Source organism: Rhizobium sp. S152, from assembly GCF_030380735.1.
Classification (GTDB): domain Bacteria; phylum Pseudomonadota; class Alphaproteobacteria; order Rhizobiales; family Rhizobiaceae; genus Rhizobium.
The window spans coordinates 197,886-222,015 of sequence record NZ_JAUDRZ010000030.1 but is presented as its reverse complement, the minus strand read 5'-3'; the positions used below and the strand labels follow the sequence as shown (position 1 = coordinate 222,015).

At 60.6% G+C, this 24,130-nt stretch carries 29 protein-coding genes and 1 tRNA gene; 11 read left to right on the top strand and 19 right to left on the bottom strand.

Features of this window, described 5'->3' with window-relative positions:
- Positions 1 to 14 precede the first annotated feature (14 nt).
- The 6 genes from QTL95_RS25745 (at position 15) to QTL95_RS25720 (ending at position 5,166) form a co-directional block, all read left to right on the top strand.
- Positions 15 to 590 (top strand): polysaccharide biosynthesis/export family protein, encoded by a 576-nt coding sequence (locus QTL95_RS25745; RefSeq protein WP_289722730.1) that lies wholly within the window; start codon positions 15 to 17, stop codon positions 588 to 590.
- Between the two features lie 6 nt (positions 591 to 596).
- Positions 597 to 1,766: a glycosyltransferase family 4 protein gene (locus QTL95_RS25740; protein ID WP_289722729.1), complete on the top strand. Its 1,170-nt coding sequence runs from the start codon at positions 597 to 599 to the stop codon at positions 1,764 to 1,766.
- 55 nt (positions 1,767 to 1,821) lie between these two features.
- Positions 1,822 to 3,381, top strand: a complete 1,560-nt coding sequence (locus QTL95_RS25735; protein ID WP_289722728.1) for an undecaprenyl-phosphate glucose phosphotransferase — start codon at positions 1,822 to 1,824, stop codon at positions 3,379 to 3,381.
- Positions 3,378 to 4,610, top strand: a complete 1,233-nt coding sequence (locus QTL95_RS25730; RefSeq protein WP_289722727.1) for an O-antigen ligase family protein — start codon at positions 3,378 to 3,380, stop codon at positions 4,608 to 4,610. Before QTL95_RS25735 ends, QTL95_RS25730 begins: the two co-directional genes overlap by 4 nt.
- 49 nt (positions 4,611 to 4,659) lie before the next feature.
- The gene (locus QTL95_RS25725) at positions 4,660 to 4,953 is read left to right on the top strand and encodes a helix-turn-helix domain-containing protein (protein WP_289722726.1); all 294 of its coding nucleotides are present in this window, start codon (positions 4,660 to 4,662) and stop codon (positions 4,951 to 4,953) included.
- A 63-nt stretch (positions 4,954 to 5,016) separates the two neighbouring features.
- Complete coding sequence (locus QTL95_RS25720) at positions 5,017 to 5,166, top strand: hypothetical protein (protein ID WP_289722725.1); 150 nt, start codon at positions 5,017 to 5,019, stop codon at positions 5,164 to 5,166.
- 2 nt (positions 5,167 to 5,168) lie between these two features.
- Here the strand turns inward: QTL95_RS25720 and QTL95_RS25715 are convergent, their stop codons facing one another.
- The 4 genes from QTL95_RS25715 to QTL95_RS25700 form a co-directional block, all read right to left on the bottom strand.
- Complete coding sequence (locus tag QTL95_RS25715; RefSeq protein ID WP_289722724.1) at positions 5,169 to 5,381, bottom strand: hypothetical protein; 213 nt, start codon at positions 5,379 to 5,381, stop codon at positions 5,169 to 5,171.
- 239 nt (positions 5,382 to 5,620) lie between these two features.
- Positions 5,621 to 5,697: transfer RNA gene (locus QTL95_RS25710), tRNA-Pro, on the bottom strand.
- A gap of 24 nt (positions 5,698 to 5,721) precedes the next feature.
- Positions 5,722 to 5,946, bottom strand: a complete 225-nt coding sequence (locus QTL95_RS25705) for a hypothetical protein (protein WP_289722723.1) — start codon at positions 5,944 to 5,946, stop codon at positions 5,722 to 5,724.
- A 7-nt stretch (positions 5,947 to 5,953) separates the two neighbouring features.
- On the bottom strand, positions 5,954 to 7,204 hold the full coding sequence (locus tag QTL95_RS25700) for a hypothetical protein (protein WP_289722722.1): 1,251 nt from the start codon (positions 7,202 to 7,204) through the stop codon (positions 5,954 to 5,956).
- A 318-nt stretch (positions 7,205 to 7,522) separates the two neighbouring features.
- Between QTL95_RS25700 and QTL95_RS25695 the strand changes: the two genes are divergently transcribed.
- On the top strand, positions 7,523 to 7,666 hold the full coding sequence (locus QTL95_RS25695) for a hypothetical protein (protein ID WP_289722721.1): 144 nt from the start codon (positions 7,523 to 7,525) through the stop codon (positions 7,664 to 7,666).
- A 6-nt stretch (positions 7,667 to 7,672) separates the two neighbouring features.
- Here QTL95_RS25695 and QTL95_RS25690 read toward each other — a convergent pair whose 3' ends face one another.
- The 7 genes from QTL95_RS25690 to QTL95_RS25660 all read right to left on the bottom strand — a co-directional run bounded on the left by QTL95_RS25690 (position 7,673) and on the right by QTL95_RS25660 (position 12,886).
- Complete coding sequence (locus QTL95_RS25690) at positions 7,673 to 8,338, bottom strand: HAD family hydrolase (protein WP_289722720.1); 666 nt, start codon at positions 8,336 to 8,338, stop codon at positions 7,673 to 7,675.
- A gap of 89 nt (positions 8,339 to 8,427) precedes the next feature.
- The gene (locus tag QTL95_RS25685) at positions 8,428 to 8,970 is read right to left on the bottom strand and encodes a MerR family transcriptional regulator (RefSeq protein ID WP_289722719.1); all 543 of its coding nucleotides are present in this window, start codon (positions 8,968 to 8,970) and stop codon (positions 8,428 to 8,430) included.
- A gap of 167 nt (positions 8,971 to 9,137) precedes the next feature.
- A complete protein-coding gene (locus tag QTL95_RS25680; protein ID WP_037180164.1) occupies positions 9,138 to 9,476 on the bottom strand; it encodes an integration host factor subunit alpha in 339 nt (112 codons plus the stop codon).
- Positions 9,477 to 9,585: 109 nt separating this feature from the next.
- On the bottom strand, positions 9,586 to 10,557 hold the full coding sequence (locus QTL95_RS25675; RefSeq protein ID WP_289722718.1) for a beta-ketoacyl-ACP synthase III: 972 nt from the start codon (positions 10,555 to 10,557) through the stop codon (positions 9,586 to 9,588).
- 19 nt (positions 10,558 to 10,576) lie between these two features.
- Positions 10,577 to 11,623 carry a phosphate acyltransferase PlsX gene (gene plsX / locus QTL95_RS25670; protein WP_289722717.1) on the bottom strand — a complete coding sequence of 349 codons (1,047 nt, stop codon included), beginning with the start codon at positions 11,621 to 11,623 and terminating at the stop codon, positions 10,577 to 10,579.
- Positions 11,624 to 11,726: 103 nt separating this feature from the next.
- Positions 11,727 to 12,284, bottom strand: coding sequence for a YceD family protein (locus QTL95_RS25665; protein WP_289722716.1), 558 nt, complete (start codon positions 12,282 to 12,284; stop codon positions 11,727 to 11,729).
- Between the two features lie 11 nt (positions 12,285 to 12,295).
- Positions 12,296 to 12,886: a ubiquinol-cytochrome C chaperone family protein gene (locus QTL95_RS25660; RefSeq protein WP_289722715.1), complete on the bottom strand. Its 591-nt coding sequence runs from the start codon at positions 12,884 to 12,886 to the stop codon at positions 12,296 to 12,298.
- Between the two features lie 182 nt (positions 12,887 to 13,068).
- On the opposite strand from QTL95_RS25660, the gene QTL95_RS25655 reads away from it, so the two are divergent.
- Positions 13,069 to 13,599 (top strand): outer membrane protein assembly factor BamE, encoded by a 531-nt coding sequence (locus tag QTL95_RS25655; protein ID WP_289722714.1) that lies wholly within the window; start codon positions 13,069 to 13,071, stop codon positions 13,597 to 13,599.
- A 73-nt stretch (positions 13,600 to 13,672) separates the two neighbouring features.
- Here the strand turns inward: QTL95_RS25655 and QTL95_RS25650 are convergent, their stop codons facing one another.
- The 3 genes from QTL95_RS25650 to ribH all read right to left on the bottom strand — a co-directional run bounded on the left by QTL95_RS25650 (position 13,673) and on the right by ribH (position 16,965).
- The gene (locus tag QTL95_RS25650) at positions 13,673 to 15,808 is read right to left on the bottom strand and encodes a sodium-translocating pyrophosphatase (RefSeq protein ID WP_289722713.1); all 2,136 of its coding nucleotides are present in this window, start codon (positions 15,806 to 15,808) and stop codon (positions 13,673 to 13,675) included.
- Between the two features lie 215 nt (positions 15,809 to 16,023).
- On the bottom strand, positions 16,024 to 16,506 hold the full coding sequence (gene nusB / locus QTL95_RS25645; RefSeq protein WP_037180172.1) for a transcription antitermination factor NusB: 483 nt from the start codon (positions 16,504 to 16,506) through the stop codon (positions 16,024 to 16,026).
- Between the two features lie 3 nt (positions 16,507 to 16,509).
- On the bottom strand, positions 16,510 to 16,965 hold the full coding sequence (gene ribH, locus QTL95_RS25640; RefSeq protein WP_289722712.1) for a 6,7-dimethyl-8-ribityllumazine synthase: 456 nt from the start codon (positions 16,963 to 16,965) through the stop codon (positions 16,510 to 16,512).
- A gap of 331 nt (positions 16,966 to 17,296) precedes the next feature.
- Between ribH and QTL95_RS25635 the strand changes: the two genes are divergently transcribed.
- From QTL95_RS25635 to QTL95_RS25625, 3 genes are all read left to right on the top strand, one after another.
- Complete coding sequence (locus QTL95_RS25635) at positions 17,297 to 17,641, top strand: hypothetical protein (RefSeq protein WP_289722711.1); 345 nt, start codon at positions 17,297 to 17,299, stop codon at positions 17,639 to 17,641.
- Between the two features lie 101 nt (positions 17,642 to 17,742).
- Positions 17,743 to 18,246, top strand: coding sequence for a cupin domain-containing protein (locus tag QTL95_RS25630; protein ID WP_289722710.1), 504 nt, complete (start codon positions 17,743 to 17,745; stop codon positions 18,244 to 18,246).
- Positions 18,243 to 18,776 carry a GNAT family N-acetyltransferase gene (locus tag QTL95_RS25625; protein WP_289722709.1) on the top strand — a complete coding sequence of 178 codons (534 nt, stop codon included), beginning with the start codon at positions 18,243 to 18,245 and terminating at the stop codon, positions 18,774 to 18,776. The genes QTL95_RS25630 and QTL95_RS25625 overlap by 4 nt, the downstream gene beginning before the upstream one ends.
- Here the strand turns inward: QTL95_RS25625 and QTL95_RS25620 are convergent.
- The 5 genes from QTL95_RS25620 to QTL95_RS25600 all read right to left on the bottom strand — a co-directional run bounded on the left by QTL95_RS25620 (position 18,739) and on the right by QTL95_RS25600 (position 23,747).
- Positions 18,739 to 19,359: a riboflavin synthase gene (locus QTL95_RS25620; RefSeq protein ID WP_289722708.1), complete on the bottom strand. Its 621-nt coding sequence runs from the start codon at positions 19,357 to 19,359 to the stop codon at positions 18,739 to 18,741. The two genes, QTL95_RS25625 and QTL95_RS25620, sit on opposite strands and share 38 nt — an antisense overlap.
- On the bottom strand, positions 19,359 to 20,501 hold the full coding sequence (gene ribD / locus QTL95_RS25615) for a bifunctional diaminohydroxyphosphoribosylaminopyrimidine deaminase/5-amino-6-(5-phosphoribosylamino)uracil reductase RibD (protein WP_289722707.1): 1,143 nt from the start codon (positions 20,499 to 20,501) through the stop codon (positions 19,359 to 19,361). The genes QTL95_RS25620 and ribD overlap by 1 nt, the downstream gene beginning before the upstream one ends.
- Positions 20,502 to 20,504: 3 nt before the next feature.
- Positions 20,505 to 20,981 carry a transcriptional regulator NrdR gene (gene nrdR / locus QTL95_RS25610; RefSeq protein ID WP_037180179.1) on the bottom strand — a complete coding sequence of 159 codons (477 nt, stop codon included), beginning with the start codon at positions 20,979 to 20,981 and terminating at the stop codon, positions 20,505 to 20,507.
- Between the two features lie 9 nt (positions 20,982 to 20,990).
- Positions 20,991 to 22,289 (bottom strand): serine hydroxymethyltransferase, encoded by a 1,299-nt coding sequence (gene glyA / locus QTL95_RS25605; protein ID WP_289722706.1) that lies wholly within the window; start codon positions 22,287 to 22,289, stop codon positions 20,991 to 20,993.
- A gap of 153 nt (positions 22,290 to 22,442) precedes the next feature.
- Entirely contained in the window at positions 22,443 to 23,747 is a 1,305-nt protein-coding gene (locus tag QTL95_RS25600) for a L,D-transpeptidase family protein (protein ID WP_289722705.1), read from the bottom strand.
- Positions 23,748 to 24,130: the final 383 nt, after the last annotated feature.

The following is a 24,130-nucleotide window of genomic DNA, read 5'->3' as shown; positions in this document are numbered from 1 at the left end:
GTGAGCCGCCGCGAATGTCGTTCGTCCAGCCAAAACTCCTGATGGCTCTAAGCTTTGCCGCCGCTGCCGCGGTGCTCAGCGGCTGCAACAGCTACAAGCCCGCGCCGCGCGCCTTTAACGAGGCAACCATCCAGCCTTATTCGCTCGATAGCGGCGATCGGCTTCGCATTACCGTGTTCGACCAGCCTAGCATGACCAACACCTACACGATCGACCAGGCCGGCTACATCGCCTTCCCGCTCGTCGGCCAGGTGCCGGCACGGGGGCGCACGCTGCAGCAGCTTTCCGGGCAGATCGCTCAGAAGCTGAAGCAGGGTTATCTCCGCGATCCCGATGTCACGATCGATGTCGATCGCTATCGCTCGATCTTCGTCATGGGCGAAGTCGGTCAGTCCGGCCAGTATGCCTACGTGCCCGGAATGACCGTGCAGAATGCCGTGGCGGTGGCCGGCGGCTTTACCTCGCGCGCCAATCAGGGTGCGGTCGATGTGACGCGCAAGATCAACGGCCAGGTGATTACCGGCCGGGTGAATATCTCCTCGGCGATCATCGCCGGCGATACGGTCTATGTTCGCGAGCGGTTGTTCTGACCATCAATGACGGAACAGCGCCCACTCCGCATTCTTCATTGCTTCAGGTCACCGGTCGGCGGAATTTTCCGGCATGTGCGCGATCTGGTGATGGAGCACAGCAAGGCGGGACACGAGGTCGGCATCATCTGCGACAGCTCGACCGGCGGCGAGCACGAGGACAATCTCTTCGACGATATTCGCCCCTACCTCGCCCTCGGACTGACGCGCGTGCCGATCCGCCGCTCCGTCAGTTTTTCCGACATCGGCGTGATGTGGGAGGCATACAAGAACATCAAAAGCTTGCGGCCGGATGTGCTGCACGGGCATGGCGCCAAAGGCGGCGTGCTCGCGCGACTTGTCGGCTCAGCTCTGCGGGTGAACAGGTATAGCGTAGCCCGCCTCTATACCGCGCATGGCGGAAGCCTGCACTACAATCGCGCATCGCTAACCGGCCAGTTCGTGCTTCGCATGGAACGGCTGCAGGAGCACTTCACCGATGCGCTGGTGTTCATCTGCGAATACGAGCGGGACACCTACACGAAGAAGGTCGGCCGTCCGCGAACGGAAACGCGGCTGATCTATAACGGCATAGGGGAACGCGACTTCGAGATCATTCCGACCCGATCGGATGCCGTCCACTACATCTACGTCGGCATGCTCCGGGACCTCAAGGGTCCCGATCTGTTTATAGACGCCTTCGCCAAGGCCGAGCGCATCCTCGGCCGGCCACTCTCCGCGCTGATGATCGGCGACGGCCCCGACCGCGATCGCTACCGCGACATGATGGTCGAGCGCGGGCTTGGCAAGCGCATCGGCATGCTGCCGGCGATGCGGGTGCAGCAGGCGTTCGGCATGGCGCAGAACCTTGTCGTTCCATCGCGTGCCGAGGCCATGCCCTACATCGTCCTCGAGGGCCTTGCTGCCGGCAAGACGATCATCGCCACGCGCGTCGGCGGCATTCCCGAGGCGCTTGGAAAGGACAGCCCCGCTCTGGCACAACCCGATGATGCCGACGACCTTGCGCGGATCATGGCGGACGCAATCCGCGTTCCGGGCTGGCACGACCAGACGATGCCGGAAATGGGCAAGGTGAAGGCGGTGTTCTCCGCGTCGGTCATGGCGAACGACGTCCTGCGGCTCTATCACGATCTGATCGACCGCCGCCGCAAGCGATCGGCTGCGTCCGCTTCGTAAAAGTTTCTTAGGGGCTTTCTGCTATTGCCGTCCTGTTAACAGCGGCGGTGGCCTGATGAACAAGGCAGAGAAAAACGATCAGTTTGATCTGGAAGCGCTGAGGAAGCAGGTTTCCGACATATCGAGACGCGGAGAAGTGGGCGGCGAACCGACCTCGGGCGAGCCGATCAACGCCTATGCCCGGCAGATCGCCGCGCAGTTCAGCGATGGCACACGCTCACCCTCCATCTTGATCGGCCAGTTCCGCCTTTTCGAGTTTCTGTCGCAGATGGTCATTGGCCTGCTCGCTTTCCTCGTCTGGCCCGGCGACGGTTCCGAGGCATTCTCGCATCGGCTGCTTACGGCGGCGTTGATCGCCGGATTGCTGGTGATCGCGCTACAGACGATCGACACCTATTCCATTCCGGCGCTTCGCACCCGTGCCCATCTCCTGCCGCGGGTGTTTTTCGGCTGGGCAGGCGTCTTCGTGGGCGTCACGGGTACGATCGCCGTCTTCAAGGGCCTCAGTTGGTCGCAAGCGCAGGCGGACCTTGCCTGGTTCTGCGCCGGCGCGCTGTTCCTGCTCGGCTCCCGCTTTCTCGTCGCCTACGGCATCCGCAACTGGGCGCGCAATGGCGTCATGGAGCGACGCGCGGTCATCGTCGGCGGCGGCGAGCCCGCCAAGGACCTGATCCGCATACTCGAGCAGCAGCGCGATAACGACATTCGCATCTGTGGCATCTTCGACGACCGCGGCGAGAAGCGCTCACCGATCATGGTGGCGGGCTATCCGAAGCTCGGGACGATCGCCGAACTCGTTGAGTTCGTGCGCATGACCCGCATCGACATGCTGATCATCGCGCTGCCGCTTTCGGCCGAGGCCCGAATCCTGCAGCTCTTGAAGAAGCTCTGGGTGCTGCCGGTCGACATTCGGCTGGCCGCCCATGCGAACCGCCTCCGCTTCCGCCCCCGCGCCTATTCGCATATCGGCTCGGTACCGATGCTCGATATCTTCAACAAGCCGATCCGCGATTGGGATTCCGTCGCCAAGCGCTGCTTCGACATATTCTTCGCGCTGATTGCGCTTGCCCTGCTGTGGCCGATCATGCTTGGCACCGCGATCGCCATCAAGGCGACATCGAAGGGGCCGATCTTCTTCATGCAGAAGCGTCACGGCTTCAACAACGAGGTCATCAACGTCTTCAAGTTCCGTTCGATGTACACGGAGCTCGCCGACCCCACGGCCAAGGCAGCGGTGACCAAAGGCGACCCACGCGTCACCCGCGTCGGCCGTTTCATCCGCAAGACATCGATCGACGAATTGCCGCAGCTCATCAACGTGCTGCAGGGCGGCTTGTCGCTCGTCGGTCCGCGACCGCATGCCGTTCTCGCGCAGACGCGCGACCGCGCCTTCGGTGATGTCGTCGAGGGTTACTTCGCTCGCCACCGCGTCAAACCCGGCGTCACCGGCTGGGCGCAGATCAATGGCTGGCGCGGCGAGATCGACAATGACGACAAGATCAAGTTCCGCACGGCCTACGATCTCTACTATATCGAGAACTGGTCGCTCTGGTTCGACCTGAAGATCCTGTTCCTGACACCGATCCGCCTGTTCAACACGGAAAACGCATATTGAGCGCCGTTGCGGCGACATATCCGCGCGTCGCCCAACCGCATCGCGCCACGATGCGCCTGATCGGCTCCGGCCTTTTCGCGTTCGGCATCTTCCTCTCCGGCTTCGTCATCAACGAGCCGGCGCCCTATGAACTGTGGATGGCCGGGCTTCTCGCTATCTGGTTCATTCTGGGCCTGCGGATCTCGCGCTACGTCGCACCGCTCCTCGTGCTGCTCATCACCTTCAACGTCGGCGGCATGCTGTCGCTCACGCAGATGAAGGACCTGACGGGCGGGCCGATGTATGTGGCGGTCTCCACCTTCCTGGCGCTGACGGCGGTGTTTTGCGCGGCGATCGTTGAGGACAATGCGCGCCGCCTGCCGCTGATCTTCAACACCTGGGTCGTCGCCGCGGTTATCACTTCGATGCTCGGCATCCTCGGCTATTTCCATGCGTTTCCGGGCTCCGAAGTATTCACCCTTTACGACCGTGCCAAGGGCGCCTTCCAGGACCCGAACGTCTTCGGCCCCTATCTCGTCCCCCCTTCCCTCTACCTCGTGCACGGCATCCTTACCGGCAGGCTGAATACGGCCTGGTTCAAGGCGGGTGCGCTGCTTATCCTCTCGCTCGGGGTCTTCCTGTCGTTTTCCCGCGCCGCCTGGGGCCTGTTTTTCCTCACCATCCTGCTGCTGATCTTCGTCATGCTGTTGAAGGAGCGGAGCGGCGCGTTCCGGCTGCGCATCCTCGTGCTTTCGCTTGCCGCGATCATGATGATGGTCGTGGCTTTGCTGATCGCCATGCAGTCGCCCAAGGTGAGTGATCTCTTCTCGACGCGCGCGCAGCTCGTTCAGGAATATGATGGCGAGCATCTCGGGCGTTTCGACCGTCACCGTATCGGCTTCCAGATGATGATGGAGCGCCCTCTCGGCATCGGCCCCATGGTGTTCGGCACGATCTTTCCGGAGGACGAGCACAATATCTGGCTGAAGTCGCTGACGACCTATGGCTGGCTCGGCTTCGTCAGCTATATCGGAATGCTGTGCTGGACCTTCTATCTCGGCTTCAAGAACCTTCTGAAGAACCGCTTCTGGCAGCCATACCTGATGATTGGCTGGATCTCGATCATCGGCCATGCCGCGATCGGCAACGTGATCGACATCGACCACTGGCGCCATGTCTACCTGCTGCTCGGGATCGTCTGGGGATGTGCCGCGCTGGAACAGCGCCACCGCAGCACGCAGCTCACCTGAATGCTTGCCACCCCTTGCGAAGTTCGCGCGGCACGCTAGATTTTCATCCATGATCACAGCGACACAAATCCGCGGCGCGCGCGCCATGACCGGTATGAGCATCGAGCAACTGGCAGCCGCTTCCGGCGTGCCCGTGGGCACCATCGAAACATTGGAACGCGGCGACCACAACGCCGAATCTCACACCGTGCTGGCTGTCCAGCATGCGCTGGAGACGGCGGGCGTGCTGTTTATCGCAAGCGGGAATCAGGACGAAGGCGGGCCAGGTGTGCGACTAAAGGAGCGCACGAGCGTCGATGAGGGCATCCGTCCAGAAAACCTCAGTGCCGCCAACGACGGTTGAGCCGGAACAAAACGGCTCTATTCGCGTTTTACGTCACGTTATCAAAACGTTGAGGGTAATTCGTTGAACCGCGCAAACAATCTATATTTCATCATCGGCGCACTCGTCGTCATCGTCATAGGCCTTGGCGCCTATCTTTATCACGAAGAGAGCAAGCCTGACGGCGTCGAGATGCGCATCGGCGAGAACGGCGTTTCCATCAAGGAAAACTGACGTCAGAGATAGGCCTTCGCGAGATCGGCGAGCTTGCCGCTGTCGCGTACACCCTGCTTATAAAGCTGAATAATGAGCGAGCCGATGCGCTCGGCCTCAGGCGTATCGCGCTTGAGGCCCCTTTTGTTACACACATCGCCGAGAACCCCTGACAGGAGATCGAGATCGTCCGAGAACAGTGGCATGTCACGAGGAAGAATTGGCGTCTTAAGCATTGACCCGCAAGTCCCACAAGGGCTGCCCCAACCGATGCACCATCGCCGGCCGCCCATCCATAGCCGACAATGCTCCGACTATGCGCGCCGGTATGTGTTTAATCAACCAAACATCTCGGCTCGTAACATTATGTGAATAGAGATGCATGGCAGTCGCTTTCGCGGTGGTTCATGCGATCACGACGTTTTGTGAGGATGTCACTTTCGGCTCCTGGGGGCTGCCGAAAGTCTGTTTTAAATGGTCGGGGCGGCCGGATTTGAACCGACGACCCCTTGACCCCCAGTCAAGTGCGCTACCGGGCTGCGCTACGCCCCGACCTGCCGTTACGGCCTGATCCTGTTAGTCTTTTGAAATTTTCGGCGCAAGCAAAAAAGCTGCGGCACGGAATAAAAAACGGTCAAACGCGTGGAAAAGCCCGTGCTGCAATCCGATCTGGCCGTCGCGGCGACTACCGGCACTCGCCGATCCGTTTGCGATGGCGTCACCATTGCCCCGTGACGGCAGGCAGAAGACCGAGGAGGCCCAGCAATGCCGGGCCTCCTGGAAGACTTGTTTCTGATGCATGAACAGCTTAGCGGGAGAACGACTTGTTGTTGCCCGACTGCTGGTTTCCACCGCGGGTCTGCTGGTTGCCGTTGTTCGAAGGCCCGCCTTCGTTGCGGCCCTGCTGGCTGCCATTGTCCGACGGCGCGTTGTCATTGCGCCCCTGTTGACCGTTGTTGTTGGACGATGCGCTCTCGTTGCGACCCTGCTGATTGCCGTTGTTCGACGACGGGCTTTCATTGCGATCCTGCTGTCCGCCGTTGTTGGCCGACGCGCTTTCATTGCGGCCCTGCTGGCTGTTGTTGCTCGACGGCTGACTTTCGTTGCGACCCTGCTGGTTGCCGTTGCCTGGAGACGCGCTGTCGTTACGGCCCGAGCGGTTGCCGTTGTTAGAGGACGTGTTTTCGTTGCGGTCCTGCTGGCTGCCACTGCGCGGAGAGTTGCTCTCGCCGCGGGTCTGCGGGTTGTTGTTCGACTGAGACGGACCGTCTTTACGTGCCGGCTGGTTGTTGTTCTGCGGAGCGCGATCCTTGTTATCGCGGTCCCCTTCCGGCTTGGTCTTGCCGCCAAACGGACCCTTGCGATCATCGTTCACATTCGAGCCACGCTTCCCGCCATCCTTGCGGGTCTTGTCGCCATCCTTGCGGTCCTTGTTACCCTTGGGATCCTTATGGTCCTTGCGATCCTTCTTGTCGCCGCCGTCCCGGTGATCCTTGCGGTCCTTGTGATCCTTCCGGTCCTTATCGTTCTTGTGGTCCTTATGGTCCTTACGGTCTTTGTGTTCGCTACGGTCTTTATGGTCCTTGTGTTCGTCGCGATCCTTGTGGTCTTTGTGATCCTTGTGATCCTTCCATCCGCCGGGACCGGGGTGCTGCCCATCGCGGGGCTTGCCCGGCTGGTGCTTTCCACCGCCATGGTGATGGCCGTGATGGTGAGGGTGATGTCCACTGTGCGGCGGAGTGACCGGGCCGGAGCCATTGCCGCCGTCGTCTTCACCGCCGCCTTCATTCTCGCCGTCGCCCGGGTTCTCACCACCGGAGGCCGGATTGCTTGGGGCTGCAGTCTCGTTGCGGGCTGAACGCTGCGTCGGGCGGCTGTGATCGTCGCTCTTGAAGTCGTCGGCAGCCTCAATCGAATAGGTCGGCAGGCAAAGCCGCTGTTCGATGCTGCCCGGCAATGCAATTGCGCAGTTGATCGTCAGCGGTGCGGCAACCGTCAAGCAGGTTGAACTCATGAAGAATGCGGCTGCGACTGCAACGCCAAGCGTGTTTCTTACCATTACTCCAACTCCCAATGGTTAATTTTACGTTAATTCTGGGAGATGTATTACATTAGCAATTCAAGAATACAAAATATAACCGTTTATTAACCTTACCAAATCCGAGACTTACTTAATATGTAAGATTTTATATTATACGATCTTCCATCCAAGGAGGAGCAGCCACATCATCCGGACGGCACAATTGTGTGCGCCGTCGCGACGCCTGCGCAAAAGCCTTGCTCCGTCGTGGCCAGCTGTCCTATGGAGAGTGAAAGATCAGGAGCGAGGCATCACATGCAGATCGAAATCCCCTGCCCGAAGTGCAGGAACACAAGAATGAAGTTCGAACGGCCGGAGCCGCTGGACAGCGACATGCTGACCTGCTTCACGTGCGGTCACGAATTGGGAACGCTTGGCTCGGTCAAGGAAAAGCTTCTGGCCAACATGGCGCGCATGCAGACGCAAAAGCGTAAGCACTAAGCTCACTTAGCGGCCGAGGACAAGCCGCTCGTCATTGGTCACATCCACGTGCCAGCCGCGATAATCGTCCAGTGACAGATGCGGTGTCTCGAACGGCGTTGTGTGCGTGGCGGTGATCACGGCCACGTCGGCACCGGCGGCCTCGCCGGCGAGAATGCCCGCGACGGCATCCTCGAACACCAGGCATCTGGAAGGATCGACACCGAGACGACGCGCGCCCAGAAGATAGCATTCAGGGCTCGGCTTTCCAGCCGAGACTTCTTCTCCCGTCACCATGATGGCGGGCGTGGGTATGCCTGCTGCCGTCATGCGGCGCTTGGCGAGATCGGCCGGCGCCGAGGTAACGATTGCCCATTTGCCCGATGGGATGCTGCTCAAAAGCGCGATCGCGCCGGGTATTTCGACGATGCCGTCGACATCCTCCATCTCCTCAAGCAGCAGTTGGTGGGCCTCATGGGCGGGATCCACCCCGGGCAGCGCCAATTGGCGGATGACGTCGGAGGCGCGGATGCCGTGGATGGTTTTCAGGAATACTTCCGGCACCAAGCCATGGCGCAAAGCCCAACCGGTCCAGACCCGTTCGACCACCGCAATGGAATTCAAAAGCGTGCCGTCCATGTCGAACAGGAAGGCATCGTAGGATTTGCCGAGAACGGGGCGCAAAGCAGTCACGAGAGTCTTCCTAGCAAGAGGATCGAGCAGCTCACCTAACCTGTCGCTGCCGGAGCGACGGCTGACCGGCTGCCTTCAAGGGAAAGGCGTTAGCGGACCTGGTCCAGCAGGCGCTTGCATTCCAGGAGATCATAAAGCGTCTCCTGCAAAAGCGCGCGATCCTCCTTGCCGACACTCGACTTGCCGACCGATATCTCCGGCGAATCTTCCTCGCCGCCGACGAAATTGAAGAAGCGGCGTGTGATTGGCGCCTTGGCGCGGCCGACTACCTGATCCTCGTCGGAAATGCCGACACGTGGTTCACCGGCCTCCCCGGTATCCTGCTGACCACTGGCGAGCGCCTGGACGCTCGCAACGTCTCCATGGCCGATGGAGATGACGAACTTGTTGCCGTTCGTCTTCAGGAGCTTCTGCACACCCTTGATCGTATAGCCGTGATCATAGAGCAGATGCCGAATGCCCTTTAGGAGATCGATATCCTCGGGGCGATAATAGCGTCGCCCACCGCCACGCTTCATCGGCTTGATCTGCGGAAACCGGGTTTCCCAGAAACGCAGGACGTGCTGCGGGAGATCGAGGTCATCCGCGACTTCGCTTATGGTGCGGAAAGCATCCGGGCTCTTATCCAACATCTCTACTCCCACGCGATCATCCGGCGCGCGCTGTCGAAACGAAGCGGCGACTCATCATATTTCAACGGTTTGCCGTGGCGAATTCAAGTCACGTCTTGAAATACCGCACAGTTCACTGAGGGAAAGAAAAAGAAGACAACCGGCGGACGAAATTTCCCGCCGATCTATCAGGACGCCGGATTGGCGGTCTTCAGCTTGGCCTTGCGGGATGTGTGCGCCTTGAGGATGCGCGTCTTCAGGACGTTGGAGGCCTTGAAGGTCATGACGCGGCGGGGCGAGATCGGCACTTCCTCACCGGTCTTCGGATTGCGGCCGATACGCTCGTTCTTGTCGCGCACCTGGAAGGTTGCAAAGGACGATAGCTTCACCGTCTCGCCACGAACGATCGCGTTACAGATTTCGTCGATGACAGTTTCAACGAGTTCGGCGGACTCAGTCCGGGAAAGACCGACCTTACGAAAAACGGATTCCGCCAGGTCTGCTCGCGTCACTGTCTTTCCGGTCATGGTTTCCCCGCCCATCGGCTAATTATATTATGAAAGAGACCAAAGGATATTTGTCTTGCGCCTCACGGTCAAGCTCTTGTTCGTCGGTCGTTTTTTCGATTTATCCAAGCTACCAGCGGAGCAGCACGGCACCCCAGGTGAAGCCACCACCCATGGCTTCGAGCATCACCAGATCGCCCTTCTTGATGCGGCCGTCGCCGGCAGCGGTCGCAAGCGCGAGCGGGATCGACGCCGCCGACGTGTTGCCGTGCAGATCGACCGTGATGACCACCTTGGCGGGATCGATGTTCAGCTTCTTGGCCGAGCCATCGATGATGCGGCGGTTGGCCTGATGGGGAACCAGCCAATCGAGATCGTCGGATGTCGTTCCGGTTGCATCGAATGCGGCCTGGATAACATCGGTGATCATGCCGACCGCATATTTGAAGACTTCGCGGCCTTCCATGCGCAGCTTGCCGACCGTTCCCGTCGAGGACGGGCCGCCGTCGACGAAGAGCTTGTCCTTGTGTGAGCCGTCGGAGCGCAGGTGCGCGGTCAGGACACCGCGATCGGACGTGATCCCCTCGCCTTCGCCGGCTTCGAGGATGATCGCGCCGGCGCCGTCGCCGAATAGAACGCAGGTCGTGCGGTCGTTCCAGTCGAGAATGCGCGAAAAGGTCTCGGCACCGATGACAAGCACGCGCTTGGCAAGACCGCCGCGAATATAGGCATCCGCGGTCGTTACGGCGTAGACGAAACCGGTGCAGACCGCCTGGACGTCGAAGGCGAAGCCATGGGTCATGCCGAGGCGGTTCTGGATGTTGACCGCCGTCGCCGGGAAAGTGTTATCGGGCGTCGAGGTGGCGCAGACGATCATATCGATATCGGCGGGAGTCAGGCCGGCATTGTCGAGAGCGGCGCGCGCCGCCGCCTCTCCAAGCGACGACGTCGTCTCGCCGTCGCCGGCCACATAGCGCTGACGAATGCCGGTGCGCTGGACAATCCATTCATCGGAGGTGTCCACGACATCTTCCATGTCGCGATTGGTCATCACGCGCTTCGGAAGTGCCGCTCCGAATCCACGAACCACTGAACGGATCATATTGCTTAAACCCCGTTGCTCATGCGGCTTCCGGCCCGATCGGGGGCAGCCGCTTGGCATGATATTTCTGAAGATCGTTTTCTATTTTCTGATTGAGGCCATTCTTGGCCATGTCGTAGCCGACCTCAATGGCCGCCGAAATGCCTTCCGCATTGGCGCCGCCATGGCTCTTGATGACGACACCGTTCAGGCCGAGGAAGACGCCGCCATTGACACGGCTCGGATCCATCTTCTCGCGCAGCATGTCGAAGGCACCCTTGGCAAGGATGTAGCCGATCCTGGCGAGCAGCGTGCGCGACATTGCGGCGCGCAGGTAATCGCCGATCTGGCGAGCCGTGCCTTCCGCGGTCTTCAGCGCGATATTTCCAGTAAAGCCCTCGGTCACGACCACGTCGACCGTACCCTTGCCGATGTCATTGCCTTCGACGAAGCCGAAATACTCGACCGAATCGATGTTCGCCTCACGCAGCAGGCGACCTGCTTCCTTGACCTCTTCCTGGCCCTTGATCTCTTCCACGCCGACGTTGAGCAGGCCGATCGTCGGACGTTCGATCTCGAACAGAGCGCGCGCCATGGCGCCACCCATCAGGGCGAAGTCCATCAACTGCTGTGAGTCCGCGCCGATCGTGGCGCCGACATCGAGCACGATGCTCTCTCCCCTCTTCGTCGGCCAGATTGCGGCGATCGCCGGACGTTCGATATTGGCCATGGTGCGAAGACAGAATTTGGCCATGGCCATCAGCGCGCCGGTGTTGCCCGCGGAGATCGCGACGTCGGCATCCTTGGTCTTCACGGCTTCGATCGAGCGCCACATGGTCGAGACATAGCGGCCGCGACGCAAGGCCTGGCTCGGCTTCTCGTCCATCCGCACGGCGAGCTCGCAATCGTGGAAGACCGACTTGTCCTTGAGCTTCGGGAACCTATCGAGAATAGGCTCGCACTGCTCCTTCAGACCGTACATCACGAATGAAATATCCGGATGTCTTTCCAGCGCCTTGGCAGCGCCGGGGATGACAACCTGGGGACCAAAGTCGCCACCCATGAGGTCGATAGAAATTCTGATCACGCGTCCCTGATCCTTATTTTTCGCCCCATGAGGGCGAAATTTCGGCCAAAATACCGGTTTTCCCGTCGCTTACAACTGAATTGTGTCAAATACCCAACGGGGTTCAGTCCTTTTTCCAATCCTTCAGCACTGCGAAAGCGGACGGCTTTTTATCGTTCTCTCCGGTGTCTTCTATGTGACTGCCGAACTCCACGCCCGGCTTGCGCGGGTACGGATCGATCGCCATCGCAGCGAACTCGGCGACGACTTCCCCGACATCGATCGTGTCGCCGACGAAGCTTTCCGGCACGTCGGGACCATCGGGATCGAGCACCATTTCGCCAGTGTCGTTGGCTGGGCGGCGGGCGGCGAGCTTGGAATTTTCAGGCACGAAAATCTGCTCGAAGGTCTCGTCGATCTCGGAGGTCACAGGATCGAGCGTCACGACGCAGGCCTGGACGATCTTCGCCTTCACTCTGCCCTTGATGCGGATTCCATCCCGCTTCCAGCGCGCGATCTGCAGATCGGCCCTGAGGTCGTCGACCGCCAAGATATCCCAGCTACCGGCCAGCGCCTTCAATTCGCGCTCATCGGCTTCGACATGCACCTCCACCGCATTGGCGGATATGTTGCCGACCTTGACCAGATAGGAGAAAGGCACTTCTTCGCGGGCGGCCTTCATTGATCTCTCCTTTAAGCGACGGCCGGAAGGGTCGCGGATCCTGTCGCGATCAACTCTTCCGGTTGGGACAATAGATGGGCCTCGGCCTGGAACATCCAATCGGCGAGCCCGTGCATATCGACGGCCTCGGCCGACTTGGGGTGTATATTGCGTGCCAGCGCGGCTGCCAAGGCCTCGCGGTCGTTGGCATCCATCGCCTTGGCGTAGGATTCCAGCCGGCCATAGAACATCCCCGCCAGCTTCTTCATGCGCTTAGGCACCGTGTTGTCGCCGATCCCCAGTTCGCGGATGGAATAGTCGACGTCCTCGAAAAATGCGTCGACGATCTCCTGGGCGATCTCCTGGCCGCTGGTCTGCGACGACCGGGTGCGGCGGAAGAACAGGATCATCACCACCGACAGCATCTCGAAGCGGCCCATGACGGTATCCGGCACATTCAGCCGCTCGTAGAGTTCCGGCATGCGCGCCGCCGCCGTCAGCGTCGCGTATTGCCGCTCGACGATCGACTGGTTGTTGTTTTTCTTGCCAAAGAGCCCGAAGATCATTGTTTTTTCCGGAAAGGACCCATTCTTCACGCCAAGCTGCGTGCGGCCTTGTTGCATGATTTCGAAAGCTGGTTTACCGAAGCAGGCGCGAATTGCAATGCCGAAGGTGGCTGCTTTCGGGACAGTGTCTTTATCGGTGCTTACAGGGCCGAATGGGAGTTTCCACCCCGGAATGGCCACAAAGGTTTTGCATCAGCGATCTGGGGCCGATGGCTGCTATTGATAGTTTAAGGGAGTAGATGTCGTTGAAGAAACGGTATTTCAAGTCTGACAAGAAATTCCTCAGCAGTGCCGCCATTGCCATCATGATTGCTTCCGCCGGACTTTCAGGTTGCCAAACGGGTACAGTTCTCAACGGCGGCTATGTCGCCGACGAGCAGTCTCTCAATCTCGTTCCCGAGGGATCGAGCCGCGAACAGGTTCTGCTTTCGCTCGGCACTCCCTCGACGACGGCGACCTTCGACGGCGAAGTCTTCTATTACATCTCCCAGCGGCGTCAGCGCTCCGTCGCTTTCCAGAAACTCAAGGTCGTCGACCAGAGCATCCTGGCGATCTATTTCGACAAGGACGGCGTCGTGACGCGCCGCGCCAACTACACGCTCCAGGATGGCAAGGTGTTCGACACGATCACCCGCGTTACTCCGACGGGCGGCAAGGACCTCACCTTCCTGCAGCAGCTGCTTTCGGGCGGCAGCGCGGCCAACATGGCCAAGGGTCTGTTCGGCGCCGGCAACCAGGCATCGCCGCAGAACCCCGGCAGCCTGCGCTAACAGGCTTCGTCATTCAAACAAAGAAACCCGCCGGATCGCTCCGGCGGGTTTTTCCTTGTTCGATGCAGGCGTCTCAGGCAAGAATGGCAAGCAGCAGAAGCGCCACGATGTTGGTGATCTTGATCGCCGGATTGACGGCGGGGCCGGCGGTGTCCTTGTAGGGGTCGCCGACGGTATCGCCGGTCACCGACGCCTTGTGCGCTTCCGAGCCTTTCAGGTGACGAACGCCGTCCTTGTCGACGAAGCCGTCCTCGAAGGATTTCTTGGCGTTATCCCAGGCGCCGCCGCCCGAGGTCATCGAGATCGCCACGAAAAGGCCGTTGATGATCACGCCGAGCAGCGACGCACCGAGTGCCGCGAAGGCCGAGGCCTTCGAGCCCGAGATCGCCAATACCCCGAAGTAGACGACGACAGGTGCCAGCACCGGCAACAGCGACGGGATGATCATCTCGCGAATGGCCGCCTTGGTCAGCAGGTCCACGGCCTTGCCGTAGTCCGGTCGCTCTGTGCCCTGCATGATGCCGGGCTTCGCCTTGAACTGCTGGCGAACCTCCTCGACGATCGCGCCGGCGGCACGGCCGACGGCGGTCATGGCGATGCCCCCGAAGAGATAAGGGATGAGGCCGCCGAAGATCAGCCCGGCGACGACATAGGGGTTGGAGAGATCGAAGGAGATGTCGCCGATGCCCGCGAAGTAGGGATACTTGTCGCCATTCGACGCAAAATACTTCAGGTCGTAGGAATAGGCGGCAAACAGTACCAGCGCGCCGAGACCGGCCGAACCGATTGCATAGCCCTTGGTCACGGCCTTCGTCGTGTTGCCGACAGCATCGAGCGCGTCGGTGGACTTGCGGACCTCCGGCGGCAGATGCGACATCTCGGCGATGCCACCGGCATTGTCGGTGACCGGTCCGAAGGCATCGAGCGCAACGATCATGCCGGCAATGCCGAGCATGGCGGTGACGGCGATGCCTGTGCCGAAGAGGCCACCGAGCTGGTAGGTGGCAAGGATACCGCCGACAATGACGATGGCCGGCAGCGCCGTCGATTCCAGCGAGACCGCGAGGCCCTGGATGACGTTGGTGCCGTGGCCGGTTACCGATGCCTGGGCGATCGAATTGACCGGACGCTTGTTGGTGCCGGTATAGTACTCCGTGATCACCACGATCAGAGCCGTCACGACAAGACCGATCAGGCCGCAGAAGAACAGGTTCGTGCCAGACACTTCCATGCCGCCCGCATTTCCGATTGATCCCCAGCCGATCGTCAGCGATGTCGCGATGCCGAGACCGACGATCGAAAGAAGGCCGGTGACGATAAGCCCCTTATAAAGCGCGCCCATGATCGAGCCGTTGGAGCCGAGCTTGACGAAGAAGGTGCCGACGATCGAGGTGATGATGCAAGCGCCGCAGATCGCCAGCGGATAGATCATCGCCGACTGCAAAATTGGAGCGCCGGCGAAGAAGATGGATGCTAGGACCATTGTCGCCACCACGGAGACCGCGTAGGTCTCGAACAGGTCGGCCGCCATGCCGGCGCAATCGCCGACATTGTCGCCAACGTTATCGGCGATGGTCGCCGGGTTGCGCGGATCATCCTCCGGGATGCCCGCCTCGACCTTGCCGACGAGATCGCCGCCGACATCGGCGCCCTTGGTGAAGATGCCACCGCCGAGACGCGCGAAAATCGAGATCAGCGACGCGCCGAAGCCGAGCGCGACCAGCGAATCCACTACTTCACGCGAGCCGGCCTCATGGCCAAGCACCGCCGTCAGGATATAGTAGTAGATCGACACGCCAAGCAGCGCGAGACCGGCCACCAGCATGCCGGTGATGGCGCCCGACTTGAAGGCGATCTCGAGACCGGCGGAGAGGCTGTTGGACGCGGCTTGCGCGGTGCGGACGTTGGCGCGGACCGACACATGCATACCGATAAAACCGGCGGCGCCGGACAGGACGGCACCAATCAGAAAACCGATTGCAGCAGTGCTGGAGAGTAGCAGCCATGCTGCGATGAAAACAACGATGCCGACGAGGGCAATGGTCTTATACTGGCGCGTCAGATAGGCCTGCGCGCCCTCGCGGATATAGCCCGCGATCTCCTGCATGCGGCTATTGCCCTGATCGGCGGCCAGCACCGAACGGGTTGCCCAGATGGCGTAAACCACCGAAAGCAGACCGCATGCTATTACGCATAAAAGAATGGTCATTTCGCTCTTTCCTCCAAAAGAGCCGGAGCTCACTCCCTCTCCGGCTGCGAACACGCCGACTCGATTTCCTCCCACAGAAATGCTGCAACGCCGGGTGGAGATTGCGTGGCGGAAAACGGCGCGTCAAGCCCGCAGGGGCTGAAAACCCTTACGGAGCAACGGGAAAGGAGAAGTGTGCTCTCATGGAGATGCGGCTACACGACCGCAGGTAGAGCTTATTTTTTTGCTTCGCCGCGAACCTGCTTGGCGATGCGATCGAGGACGGCATTCACCAGCTTCGGCTCATCATCGCTGAAGAATGCCTGGGCGATCTCCACGTATTCCGTGACGATCACGGCGACAGGAACGTCCTTGCGGTCGAGAAGTTCGAAAACGCCGGCGCGCAGGATGGCGCGAACGGTGCTGTCGAGACGCGAAAGCGCCCAATCATCCTGTAGCGCGGAAGCGATCAGCGGGTCGAGACGGCGCTGTTCGCGCACGACGCCCGAGACGATGGAGCGGAACCAGGACGGATCGGCCTTGAGATAGGTCTCGCCGTCGATTTCCTGGCCGAGACGGTGCGCCTCGTATTCGGCAACGATTTCGAGGACGCCGGTACCGCCGATGTCCATCTGGTAGAGCGCCTGAACGGCAGCAAGGCGCGCAGCACCTCGCTGGTTCGCAGCCTTGACCGGACGCTCTGCGTTTTCGTTGCTCATTCTTTACGCACCCAACTTCTTCTTCAGCTCAATCATGGTCAGCGCCGCACGGGCGGCAAAGCCGCCCTTGTCCTTGTCCGAACGGCGAACACGCGACCAGGCCTGCTCGTCATTTTCGACCGTCAGAATACCATTGCCGATGGCAAGCGATTCACTGACGGACAGATCCATGAGGGCGCGCGAGGATTCATTCGAGACGATATCGAAGTGATAGGTTTCGCCGCGAATGACCATGCCGAGCGCAACAAAGCCATCATAGTTCGTCCCGTCATTATCCGCTCCGTCGAGCGCCATTGCAATCGCCGCCGGAATTTCTAGCGCGCCGGGCACGGTCACGACGTCGTAGGTCGCGCCGGCTTCGTTCAGGGCAAATGTCGCACCATCAAGGAGGGCGTCAGCCATGTCGTCATAGAAGCGAGCTTCGACGATCAAAATATGGGGAGCGGTTTCACGCGCCATGCTTCACCTTCATTTTAGAGGACTTGCCGTTCGGCAGGTCGCGGTCAAAACATGCCTTCGCCCGAATGGCAAGCAAATTCCGATCATAGCTCGGATGCAAATTCGGAAAGGCCCGCAAAGGCATAGCCGACGAACGTCCGCCGGCATCCCGACGATAAATTTCGACCGCTCCGAAAATGGCAAACTGAAGGCGCGGAAGATAACCAATTTGTAATTCGAATTCAGTGGCTTAAGTATTGAAATGGAGATGATTTCACGCCAGCTTTATCTGGCAACCAGACGATCCCCTGCACGACAGCCGACCGTCAAAGCAGATGGAAAGGATACTATCATGAATCGTGTTGCCGCTATCGCTTCCGCCGTCGCCTCTCTCGCCTTCGCCGATGCTGGCCACGCCGAGGGCTTTGCCATGAACAGTCCGGCGGGCATCGAAAACACGCTCCGGAACTTCAACGGCACCAACTTCGACGTCAAGCACATCTCCGGTGATACCGATGGCATCGCAAGCGGCAGTCTTTCCGAGGAGCGTGGGCCGCGCGACGTCCATATGATCCGGGCCGCGATCGCCTCGAATGCCAGGCTCGCGCACCGTCTGAGCGAACAGGGTGTTCGCGTGCAGAACGTCATCAATGCAGACCAGGCGGCTGATGGCAGCATCGTCTTCTATTATCGTTGATCTCGAAGGGCGGCGGACTGCCTGCCGCCCTCATATGACCTTTCGAGGGTTGTATTCTCTCATGGAATGATGCCTCCTCGCCGTCACAGGAGGAGCAAATCATGTCCGCAGTTCCCAAGCCGGTTATCAACATCGGCGATCTCGCTCTCGAACACTGGGCCCAAGGCACGCTCTACGAGAGCCGCGATACGTCCTTCGGCGCCATGCTCGGGCTTGCCGGTCTCGGCATCAGCTACAACGAAGTGCCGCCAGGCAAATCCGGCTGCCCCTTTCACAATCATCACGTCGAGGATGAGCTGTTCTTCGTTCTTGAGGGCAGCGGCGAATATCGTTTCGGCGATCAGCGCTATCCGATCAGAAAGGGCGACACGCTTGGCGCACCGGCAGGCGGGCAGGAGACGGCGCATCAGATCATCAACACCGGGACGGCGACGCTGATCTATCTCGGCATCTCGACCAAATCGAAGACCGACATCGTCGAATATCCCGATTCCGGCAAGTTCCTCGCCAAGACCAATCGCCCTGAAGGCGGCGGCAGGAGCTTCCGGGCCATGGGGCGGGCGGACGGCAATCTCGACTACTGGGATGGCGAGCCCGGAGCATGACGTTCATCCCGACGATAGACACCGAACGGCTGACGCTGCGAGCGCATCACCTCGACGATTTCGACGATTACGCCGCGCTCTGGGCGAACGAAGACGTCGTCCGCCACATCTCCGGTGTTGCCTCGACACGCGAGCAGAGCTGGGCGCGGCTGATGCGGGCAGCAGGCATGTGGCACCACATGGGCTTCGGCTTCCTCGCGATCGAGGAAAAGGCGACCGGACGACTGATCGGCGAGGCCGGATTTCATGAGGTCAGGCGCGACATGACGCCGTCGATCGAAGGCACACTGGAGGTCGGTTGGCTGCTGTCACCCGAAGCACAAGGGCGCGGCTATGCGACGGAGGCACTGGGGGCGCTCATCGGCTGGGCGGGAGACAACTTTCCGGGCAAGCCGATGACCTGCATCATCAGCCCTGAAAACACCGCGTCGCTACGGCTCGCGGGCAAGCTTGGCTTCGCCGAATTCGCCCGGACCGATTATCACGGAGAGGTTATTCTGCTTTCGCGCTCGGGAATTCCGCCAGCCTAGCGGCATAGCGGGCCATGGTGTCGACCTCGAAGTTCACGAAGTCGCCCGCCTTCCGCCCACCCCACGTCGTGACCTCGAGTGTGTGGCGGATCAGGAGGACGTCAAAATCGGTTCCATCGACGGCGTTGACCGTAAGCGACGTGCCGTCTAGCGCGATCGATCCCTTGGGAGCGACGAACTTCGCCAGATGCTCCGGCGCGCGAAGCCGATAGCGCGTCGCTTCGCCTTCCTCGGTCACCGACAGGATCTCAGCCTTACCGTCGACATGGCCGGACACGATGTGGCCGCCGAGTTCGTCGCCGATCTTCAGCGAACGCTCGAGATTTATGCGGGTACCCTCACCCCATGTGCCTATCGTCGTGAGGCGGAGCGCCTCTTCCCAGGCTTCGACCTCGAACCAGCGACCATTGCTTCCATCGGTCGGCAGGCCGGTGACCGTCAGGCAGATGCCGGAATGCGAGATCGACGCCCCCATGTCGATGGTCGCGGGGTCATAGGCGGTGGCGACGCGAAGCTTGATGCCCTCCTTCATCGGAGAAACGGATTCGATCGTGCCGACGTTGGTGACAATTCCTGTGAACATCAAACTTCTCTTTCGTATTCGTCCAGGCGATCCTCGCCGACGATCAATGTACCCCTGTGGGCAAAGCCGGGTGGGATATCGGTTTTCGAGACCGGCGTTTCAATACCGCCTTCGCCGATCACCCCGGGTCCCTGGTAGAGCAGGAGGCGATCGACGAACCCCGCATCGAGGAAAAGCCGCGCCGTCTTGGCTCCACCTTCGACAAGGAGCGAGGAAATGCCGCGCGAAGCAAGCGCCGGCAGCAGCTGCTCGGGGTGGTAGGGGTGGCAGTAGACAACTTCGACGCGGGCGGCTTCCAGAGCCTGGCGGCGGGCGTCCATTTGACTGTCCTCGACGTCAGCGGTGGGAGCGCGTTCCTCGGCATCGGCCGTCAACGAAGAAACCTCCTCGCTCGCCACCACGATGACGGGAACCTCGCGCGCGGTCTTCACCAGTTTGCTCGTCAGCGGCAGCCGAAGCTGCGGATCAAGCACAACACGCACTGGCGAACGGCCCTCAAGACCGAGGATGCGGACCGTCAAGAGCGGATCGTCGGCAATGGCGGTGCCGATGCCGACAAGGATCGCATCCGTTTCGGCGCGCAGCTTCTGAACCTGTTCGCGAGCCTCGGGTCCCGTGATCGCGATCTGGCCCTCGCCCGTCTTGCCGATCATCCCATCGACGGAAACGGCAAGCTTGAGAGTCACATAGGGGCGATTGTTCGTCTGGCGCATGAGGTAGGCGGTGAGCGAGCGCTTGCCCTCTTCCTCCAGCAGACCGGTCTCGACCTCGATGCCGGCATCGCGCAGCATGGCAATACCCCTGCCCGACACCCGCTCGTCCGGATCCGTGACGCTGATAACGACGCGAGAGACGCCGTAGGCAATCAGCGCTTCGGAACAGGGTGGGGTCTTGCCGTGGTGCGAGCAGGGCTCGAGCGTGACATAGGCTGTCGCTCCGCGGGCGAGTTCACCGGCTTGCGCCAGCGCCTGCGTTTCGGCATGCGGACGGCCGCCTACGGCGGTCACGCCGCGGCCGACGACCTTTCCGTCGCGGACAATGACGCAGCCGACGGAGGGGTTGGTGGATGTCTGGCCGAGATGCTGCAGGCCGAGCCCTATGGCTTCCCGCATGAAACGCGCGTCATCGGGTGAAGCGGTCATGGCCTAGCTATCCAGCGGATCGCGGCCGATCTTGGCGTTGATCTCGGAAATGACCTTCTCGAAGTCCTCCGCATGGGAGAAATCGCGATAGACGGAGGCGTAGCGAACGAAACCGACGTCGTCGAGGCTCTTCAGCGCTTCCAGCACCTGAAGGCCGATCTGCTCGGAGCTGATCTCGACCTCGCCAGAGCTTTCAAGGCGTCGGACGATGCCGGAGACCGCACGCTCGATCCGGTCGCGATCGACAGGACGCTTGCGCAGCGCGATCTCGAAGGATCGTACCAGCTTCTCGCGGTCGAAAGGCGCCTTGCGGCCGGTCTTCTTGACAACCATGAGCTCGCGCAGCTGCACGCGCTCGAAGGTCGTGAAGCGACCGCCGCAATCGGGACAGATACGCCTGCGGCGGATGGACGTATTGTCCTCCGCCGGGCGTGAATCCTTGACCTGGGTGTCTTCCGATCCGCAGAATGGGCAGCGCATGCGCTATCCTTAGCCCATATAGTCGTACATTGGGAAGCGGTTGGTCAGGTTGACCACCTTATCCCGTACGGCAGCTTCGACGCCAGCATTGCCTTCGTCGGAGTTGGCGGCCTTCAGGCCATCGAGAACCTCGACGATGAGGTTGCCGATTTCCTTGAATTCCGCTTCCTTGAAGCCGCGCGTGGTACCGGCAGGCGCGCCGAGGCGGACGCCCGAGGTGACGAAGGGCTTTTCAGGGTCGAACGGGATACCGTTCTTGTTGCAGGTGACGTAGGCGCGGCCAAGGGCTGCCTCGGCGCGCTTGCCCGTCGCGTTCTTCTTGCGAAGGTCGACCAGCATCAGGTGGTTGTCGGTGCCGCCGGAGACGACGTCAAGGCCGCCCGCGATCAGCGTGTCGGAGAGCGCCTTGGCGTTCTTGACGATCTGGGCAGCGTAGTCCTTGAACTCAGGCTGCAGCGCTTCGCCGAAGGCAACGGCCTTGGCGGCGATGATGTGCATGAGCGGACCGCCCTGGAGACCCGGGAAGACGGCCGAGTTGAACTTCTTCGCCAGATCCTCGTCGTTGGTGAGGATGACACCACCGCGCGGGCCGCGCAGCGACTTGTGGGTCGTGGTGGTCGCGACATGGCAATGCGGGAATGGCGACGGATGCTGGCCACCGGCAACGAGACCGGCGATGTGGGCCATGTCGACCATCAGGTAGGCGCCGACTTCATCGGCGATCTCGCGGAAACGCTTCCAGTCCCAGATACGGGAGTACGCGGTGCCGCCGGCGATGATAAGCTTCGGCTTGTGGGTGCGTGCCTTTTCGGCGACGTCGTCCATGTCGAGCAGGTTATCGCCTTCGCGAACACCGTAGGAGACGACATTGAACCACTTGCCGGACATATTGACCGGGGAACCGTGGGTCAGGTGACCGCCCGAGTTGAGGTCGAGGCCCATGAAGGTGTCGCCCGGCTGCAGCAGCGCGAGGAAGACGGCCTGGTTCATCTGCGAACCGGAGTTCGGCTGAACGTTGGCAAAGTTGACGCCGAACAGCTTCTTGGCGCGTTCGATCGCGAGCTCTTCGGCGATATCGACGAACTGGCAGCCACCGTAGTAGCGCTTGCCCGGATAGCCCTCGGCATACTTGTTGGTCATGATGGAGCCCTGGGCTTCCAGAACCGCGCGGGACACGATGTTTTCCGAAGCGATCAGCTCGATCTCGTGACGCTGGCGACCGAGTTCCTTTTGGATCGATCCGAAGATTTCCGGATCGGTATCGGCGAGCGAGCGGTTGAAGAAGGTCTGTGTAGAAGCATTGGTCATCGGCGGGCTCCTTAACTGGAATGCGCTAGGCTATTAGCGCCCTGCCCTGCCAAGGGCAATACGGAGAGCGACATTTGCTAGGCAATCTACGCGCAACAAAAAACCGCGCCATGAAAGACGCGGTTTTTGATGTCGATTTTTGACTTTTCCGGCTTACTGAACCGGCTGCTCCATGCCCGATGTGGTATCCAGCGCCAGTTCGGCGTTGCCGTCCATCTCGTAGATGTCGTCGCGGAACTGCACGATACCGTCGGGCATGCCCCACGCGGAGATGTAGACGAAGTAAACAGGCACTTCTTCCGCGAGCTTGATCGGCGTGTTGACGCGGGTGGTGATCACCTGCTCCATCTGCTGACGAGACCACGGAGGCGTGTCACGCAGTAGCCAAGTCGTCAGATCGCGAACGTTCTGGACGCGGACACAGCCGGAGGACTCGAAGCGCATGAGCTTGTTGAACAGCCCCTGCTGCGGCGTGTCGTGCATGTACTCGCCGTTCTTGTTGTAGAAGTTGATCTTCGTCGACGCCATGGCGTTGATCTTGCCCGGGTCCTGACGGAACATCAGGTTCGGCGCCTTTTCGGCATTCCAGTCGATCGTCTCAGGCGCAACTTCCGTCCCCCTGCCGTCGATCAGGCGAATGCTGTTCTTCGTCAGGTAGGTCGGGTCCTTGCGCATCAACGGCACGATGTCCTTCTCGACGATCGAACGAGGGGCCGTCCAGTAAGGATTGAGGATGACTTCGTAGATCTTCGAGTTGACCAGGTGCGTCGGGCGGCTGAGACGGCCGACGACCGCATTGTGGCGGGTGACGACATTGCCATCTTCGACGCCTTCGACGTAGGCCGCCGGAATGTTGACCATGACGTGACGACGACCAAGCTCCGCCGGGAAGGTCTGCAGGCGGATCAGGTTGGTGTTCAACTGCTGCAGACGGACGTCCGCAGGAATATTCATCGCTTTCAGCGTGAATTCACCGATGACGCCGTCGGCCGGAAGACCGTGTCGGGCCTGGAAGCGCTTCACCGCGCCGTCGACGTAGGAATCGAAAGCCGAGGACAGGCCGGCTTCGCGCGGCAGGTCGCCGGTGACGGCAAGACGCTGGCGCAGCGACTGAACAGACGGATCGGTGACGCCGATCTGCAGTCGCTGTTCGCTCGGATTGACCTGCGGCCAACCACCGGCTGAGGCGATCTGCTGATATTCCATGATCGCCTGCTGGATGCTGCCAACGGACTGCGGTCCGAGGATCGGCGTGTTGGAAACCACGGCGGTTGCCGTGCGCGAGGCAGCCTTGGCGTCGAACTGATCGTCCCAATCGCCGCGTTCCGGCGCATTGATCAGCGAATCGAGTGCTGATTGCGCGAATGCGGGGCCGGCGACAGCGCCCGCTCCAGCCATTGCCGCGGACGCGAGAAACGTCCGGCGAGAAAGAGCTTCAGTTTTTGACTTTTTCGACATCATCCCAACCACTAAATTGCCGCTGCTTGAGAGACCGGCGGCTTTTGCCTCATCCCTGCGATAACGCAGATCTGTACCTACCCGTTGCAACGGTGCACCACAAAATTCCGCTACCTGTCATCACTTGATTGCGAGCAGGGAGCGCGAGGTTATCGGACCTCAAATTTGGGAAGCGCCGGATTGCTTTGTATTTTCGCTGACATGCCAATATGGCCAATTCGTGTCGCCGCATTCAACCTCAACCCAGGATGGCGAGCGGCATCGAAAAAGAACCATTTAACTGCAGAAATTTCGTCGGGTCTTAGCGGCTAAAGATTGATTTGAATACCGGCTGAAACGCTTGCCTGCCATGCGTTGCCGAGATGCCACGTGGGCTAAAACGG

Excerpts from the sequence above, each read along its gene's own strand:
- QTL95_RS25745 (WP_289722730.1), top strand. The coding sequence starts at position 15 with ATGTCGTTCGTCCAGCCAAAACTCCTGATGGCTCTAAGCTTTGCCGCC.
- QTL95_RS25705 (WP_289722723.1), bottom strand. The coding sequence starts at position 5,946 with ATGCATCAGAAACAAGTCTTCCAGGAGGCCCGGCATTGCTGGGCCTCC.
- QTL95_RS25655 (WP_289722714.1), top strand. The coding sequence starts at position 13,069 with ATGTCGTTGAAGAAACGGTATTTCAAGTCTGACAAGAAATTCCTCAGC.
- QTL95_RS25715 (WP_289722724.1), bottom strand. The coding sequence starts at position 5,381 with ATGCTTAAGACGCCAATTCTTCCTCGTGACATGCCACTGTTCTCGGAC.
- QTL95_RS25740 (WP_289722729.1), top strand. The coding sequence starts at position 597 with ATGACGGAACAGCGCCCACTCCGCATTCTTCATTGCTTCAGGTCACCG.
- QTL95_RS25650 (WP_289722713.1), bottom strand. The coding sequence starts at position 15,808 with ATGACCATTCTTTTATGCGTAATAGCATGCGGTCTGCTTTCGGTGGTT.
- QTL95_RS25600 (WP_289722705.1), bottom strand. The coding sequence starts at position 23,747 with ATGTCGAAAAAGTCAAAAACTGAAGCTCTTTCTCGCCGGACGTTTCTC.
- ribH (WP_289722712.1), bottom strand. The coding sequence starts at position 16,965 with ATGGCGCGTGAAACCGCTCCCCATATTTTGATCGTCGAAGCTCGCTTC.
- ribD (WP_289722707.1), bottom strand. The coding sequence starts at position 20,501 with ATGACCGCTTCACCCGATGACGCGCGTTTCATGCGGGAAGCCATAGGG.
- nrdR (WP_037180179.1), bottom strand. The coding sequence starts at position 20,981 with ATGCGCTGCCCATTCTGCGGATCGGAAGACACCCAGGTCAAGGATTCA.
- QTL95_RS25725 (WP_289722726.1), top strand. The coding sequence starts at position 4,660 with ATGATCACAGCGACACAAATCCGCGGCGCGCGCGCCATGACCGGTATG.
- QTL95_RS25625 (WP_289722709.1), top strand. The coding sequence starts at position 18,243 with ATGACGTTCATCCCGACGATAGACACCGAACGGCTGACGCTGCGAGCG.
- nusB (WP_037180172.1), bottom strand. The coding sequence starts at position 16,506 with ATGAGCAACGAAAACGCAGAGCGTCCGGTCAAGGCTGCGAACCAGCGA.
- QTL95_RS25735 (WP_289722728.1), top strand. The coding sequence starts at position 1,822 with ATGAACAAGGCAGAGAAAAACGATCAGTTTGATCTGGAAGCGCTGAGG.
- QTL95_RS25660 (WP_289722715.1), bottom strand. The coding sequence starts at position 12,886 with ATGCAACAAGGCCGCACGCAGCTTGGCGTGAAGAATGGGTCCTTTCCG.
- QTL95_RS25635 (WP_289722711.1), top strand. The coding sequence starts at position 17,297 with ATGAATCGTGTTGCCGCTATCGCTTCCGCCGTCGCCTCTCTCGCCTTC.
- QTL95_RS25665 (WP_289722716.1), bottom strand. The coding sequence starts at position 12,284 with ATGAAGGCCGCCCGCGAAGAAGTGCCTTTCTCCTATCTGGTCAAGGTC.
- QTL95_RS25630 (WP_289722710.1), top strand. The coding sequence starts at position 17,743 with ATGTCCGCAGTTCCCAAGCCGGTTATCAACATCGGCGATCTCGCTCTC.
- QTL95_RS25685 (WP_289722719.1), bottom strand. The coding sequence starts at position 8,970 with ATGTTGGATAAGAGCCCGGATGCTTTCCGCACCATAAGCGAAGTCGCG.
- QTL95_RS25620 (WP_289722708.1), bottom strand. The coding sequence starts at position 19,359 with ATGTTCACAGGAATTGTCACCAACGTCGGCACGATCGAATCCGTTTCT.
- QTL95_RS25695 (WP_289722721.1), top strand. The coding sequence starts at position 7,523 with ATGAAGTTCGAACGGCCGGAGCCGCTGGACAGCGACATGCTGACCTGC.
- QTL95_RS25675 (WP_289722718.1), bottom strand. The coding sequence starts at position 10,557 with ATGATCCGTTCAGTGGTTCGTGGATTCGGAGCGGCACTTCCGAAGCGC.
- QTL95_RS25680 (WP_037180164.1), bottom strand. The coding sequence starts at position 9,476 with ATGACCGGAAAGACAGTGACGCGAGCAGACCTGGCGGAATCCGTTTTT.
- glyA (WP_289722706.1), bottom strand. The coding sequence starts at position 22,289 with ATGACCAATGCTTCTACACAGACCTTCTTCAACCGCTCGCTCGCCGAT.
- QTL95_RS25700 (WP_289722722.1), bottom strand. The coding sequence starts at position 7,204 with ATGGTAAGAAACACGCTTGGCGTTGCAGTCGCAGCCGCATTCTTCATG.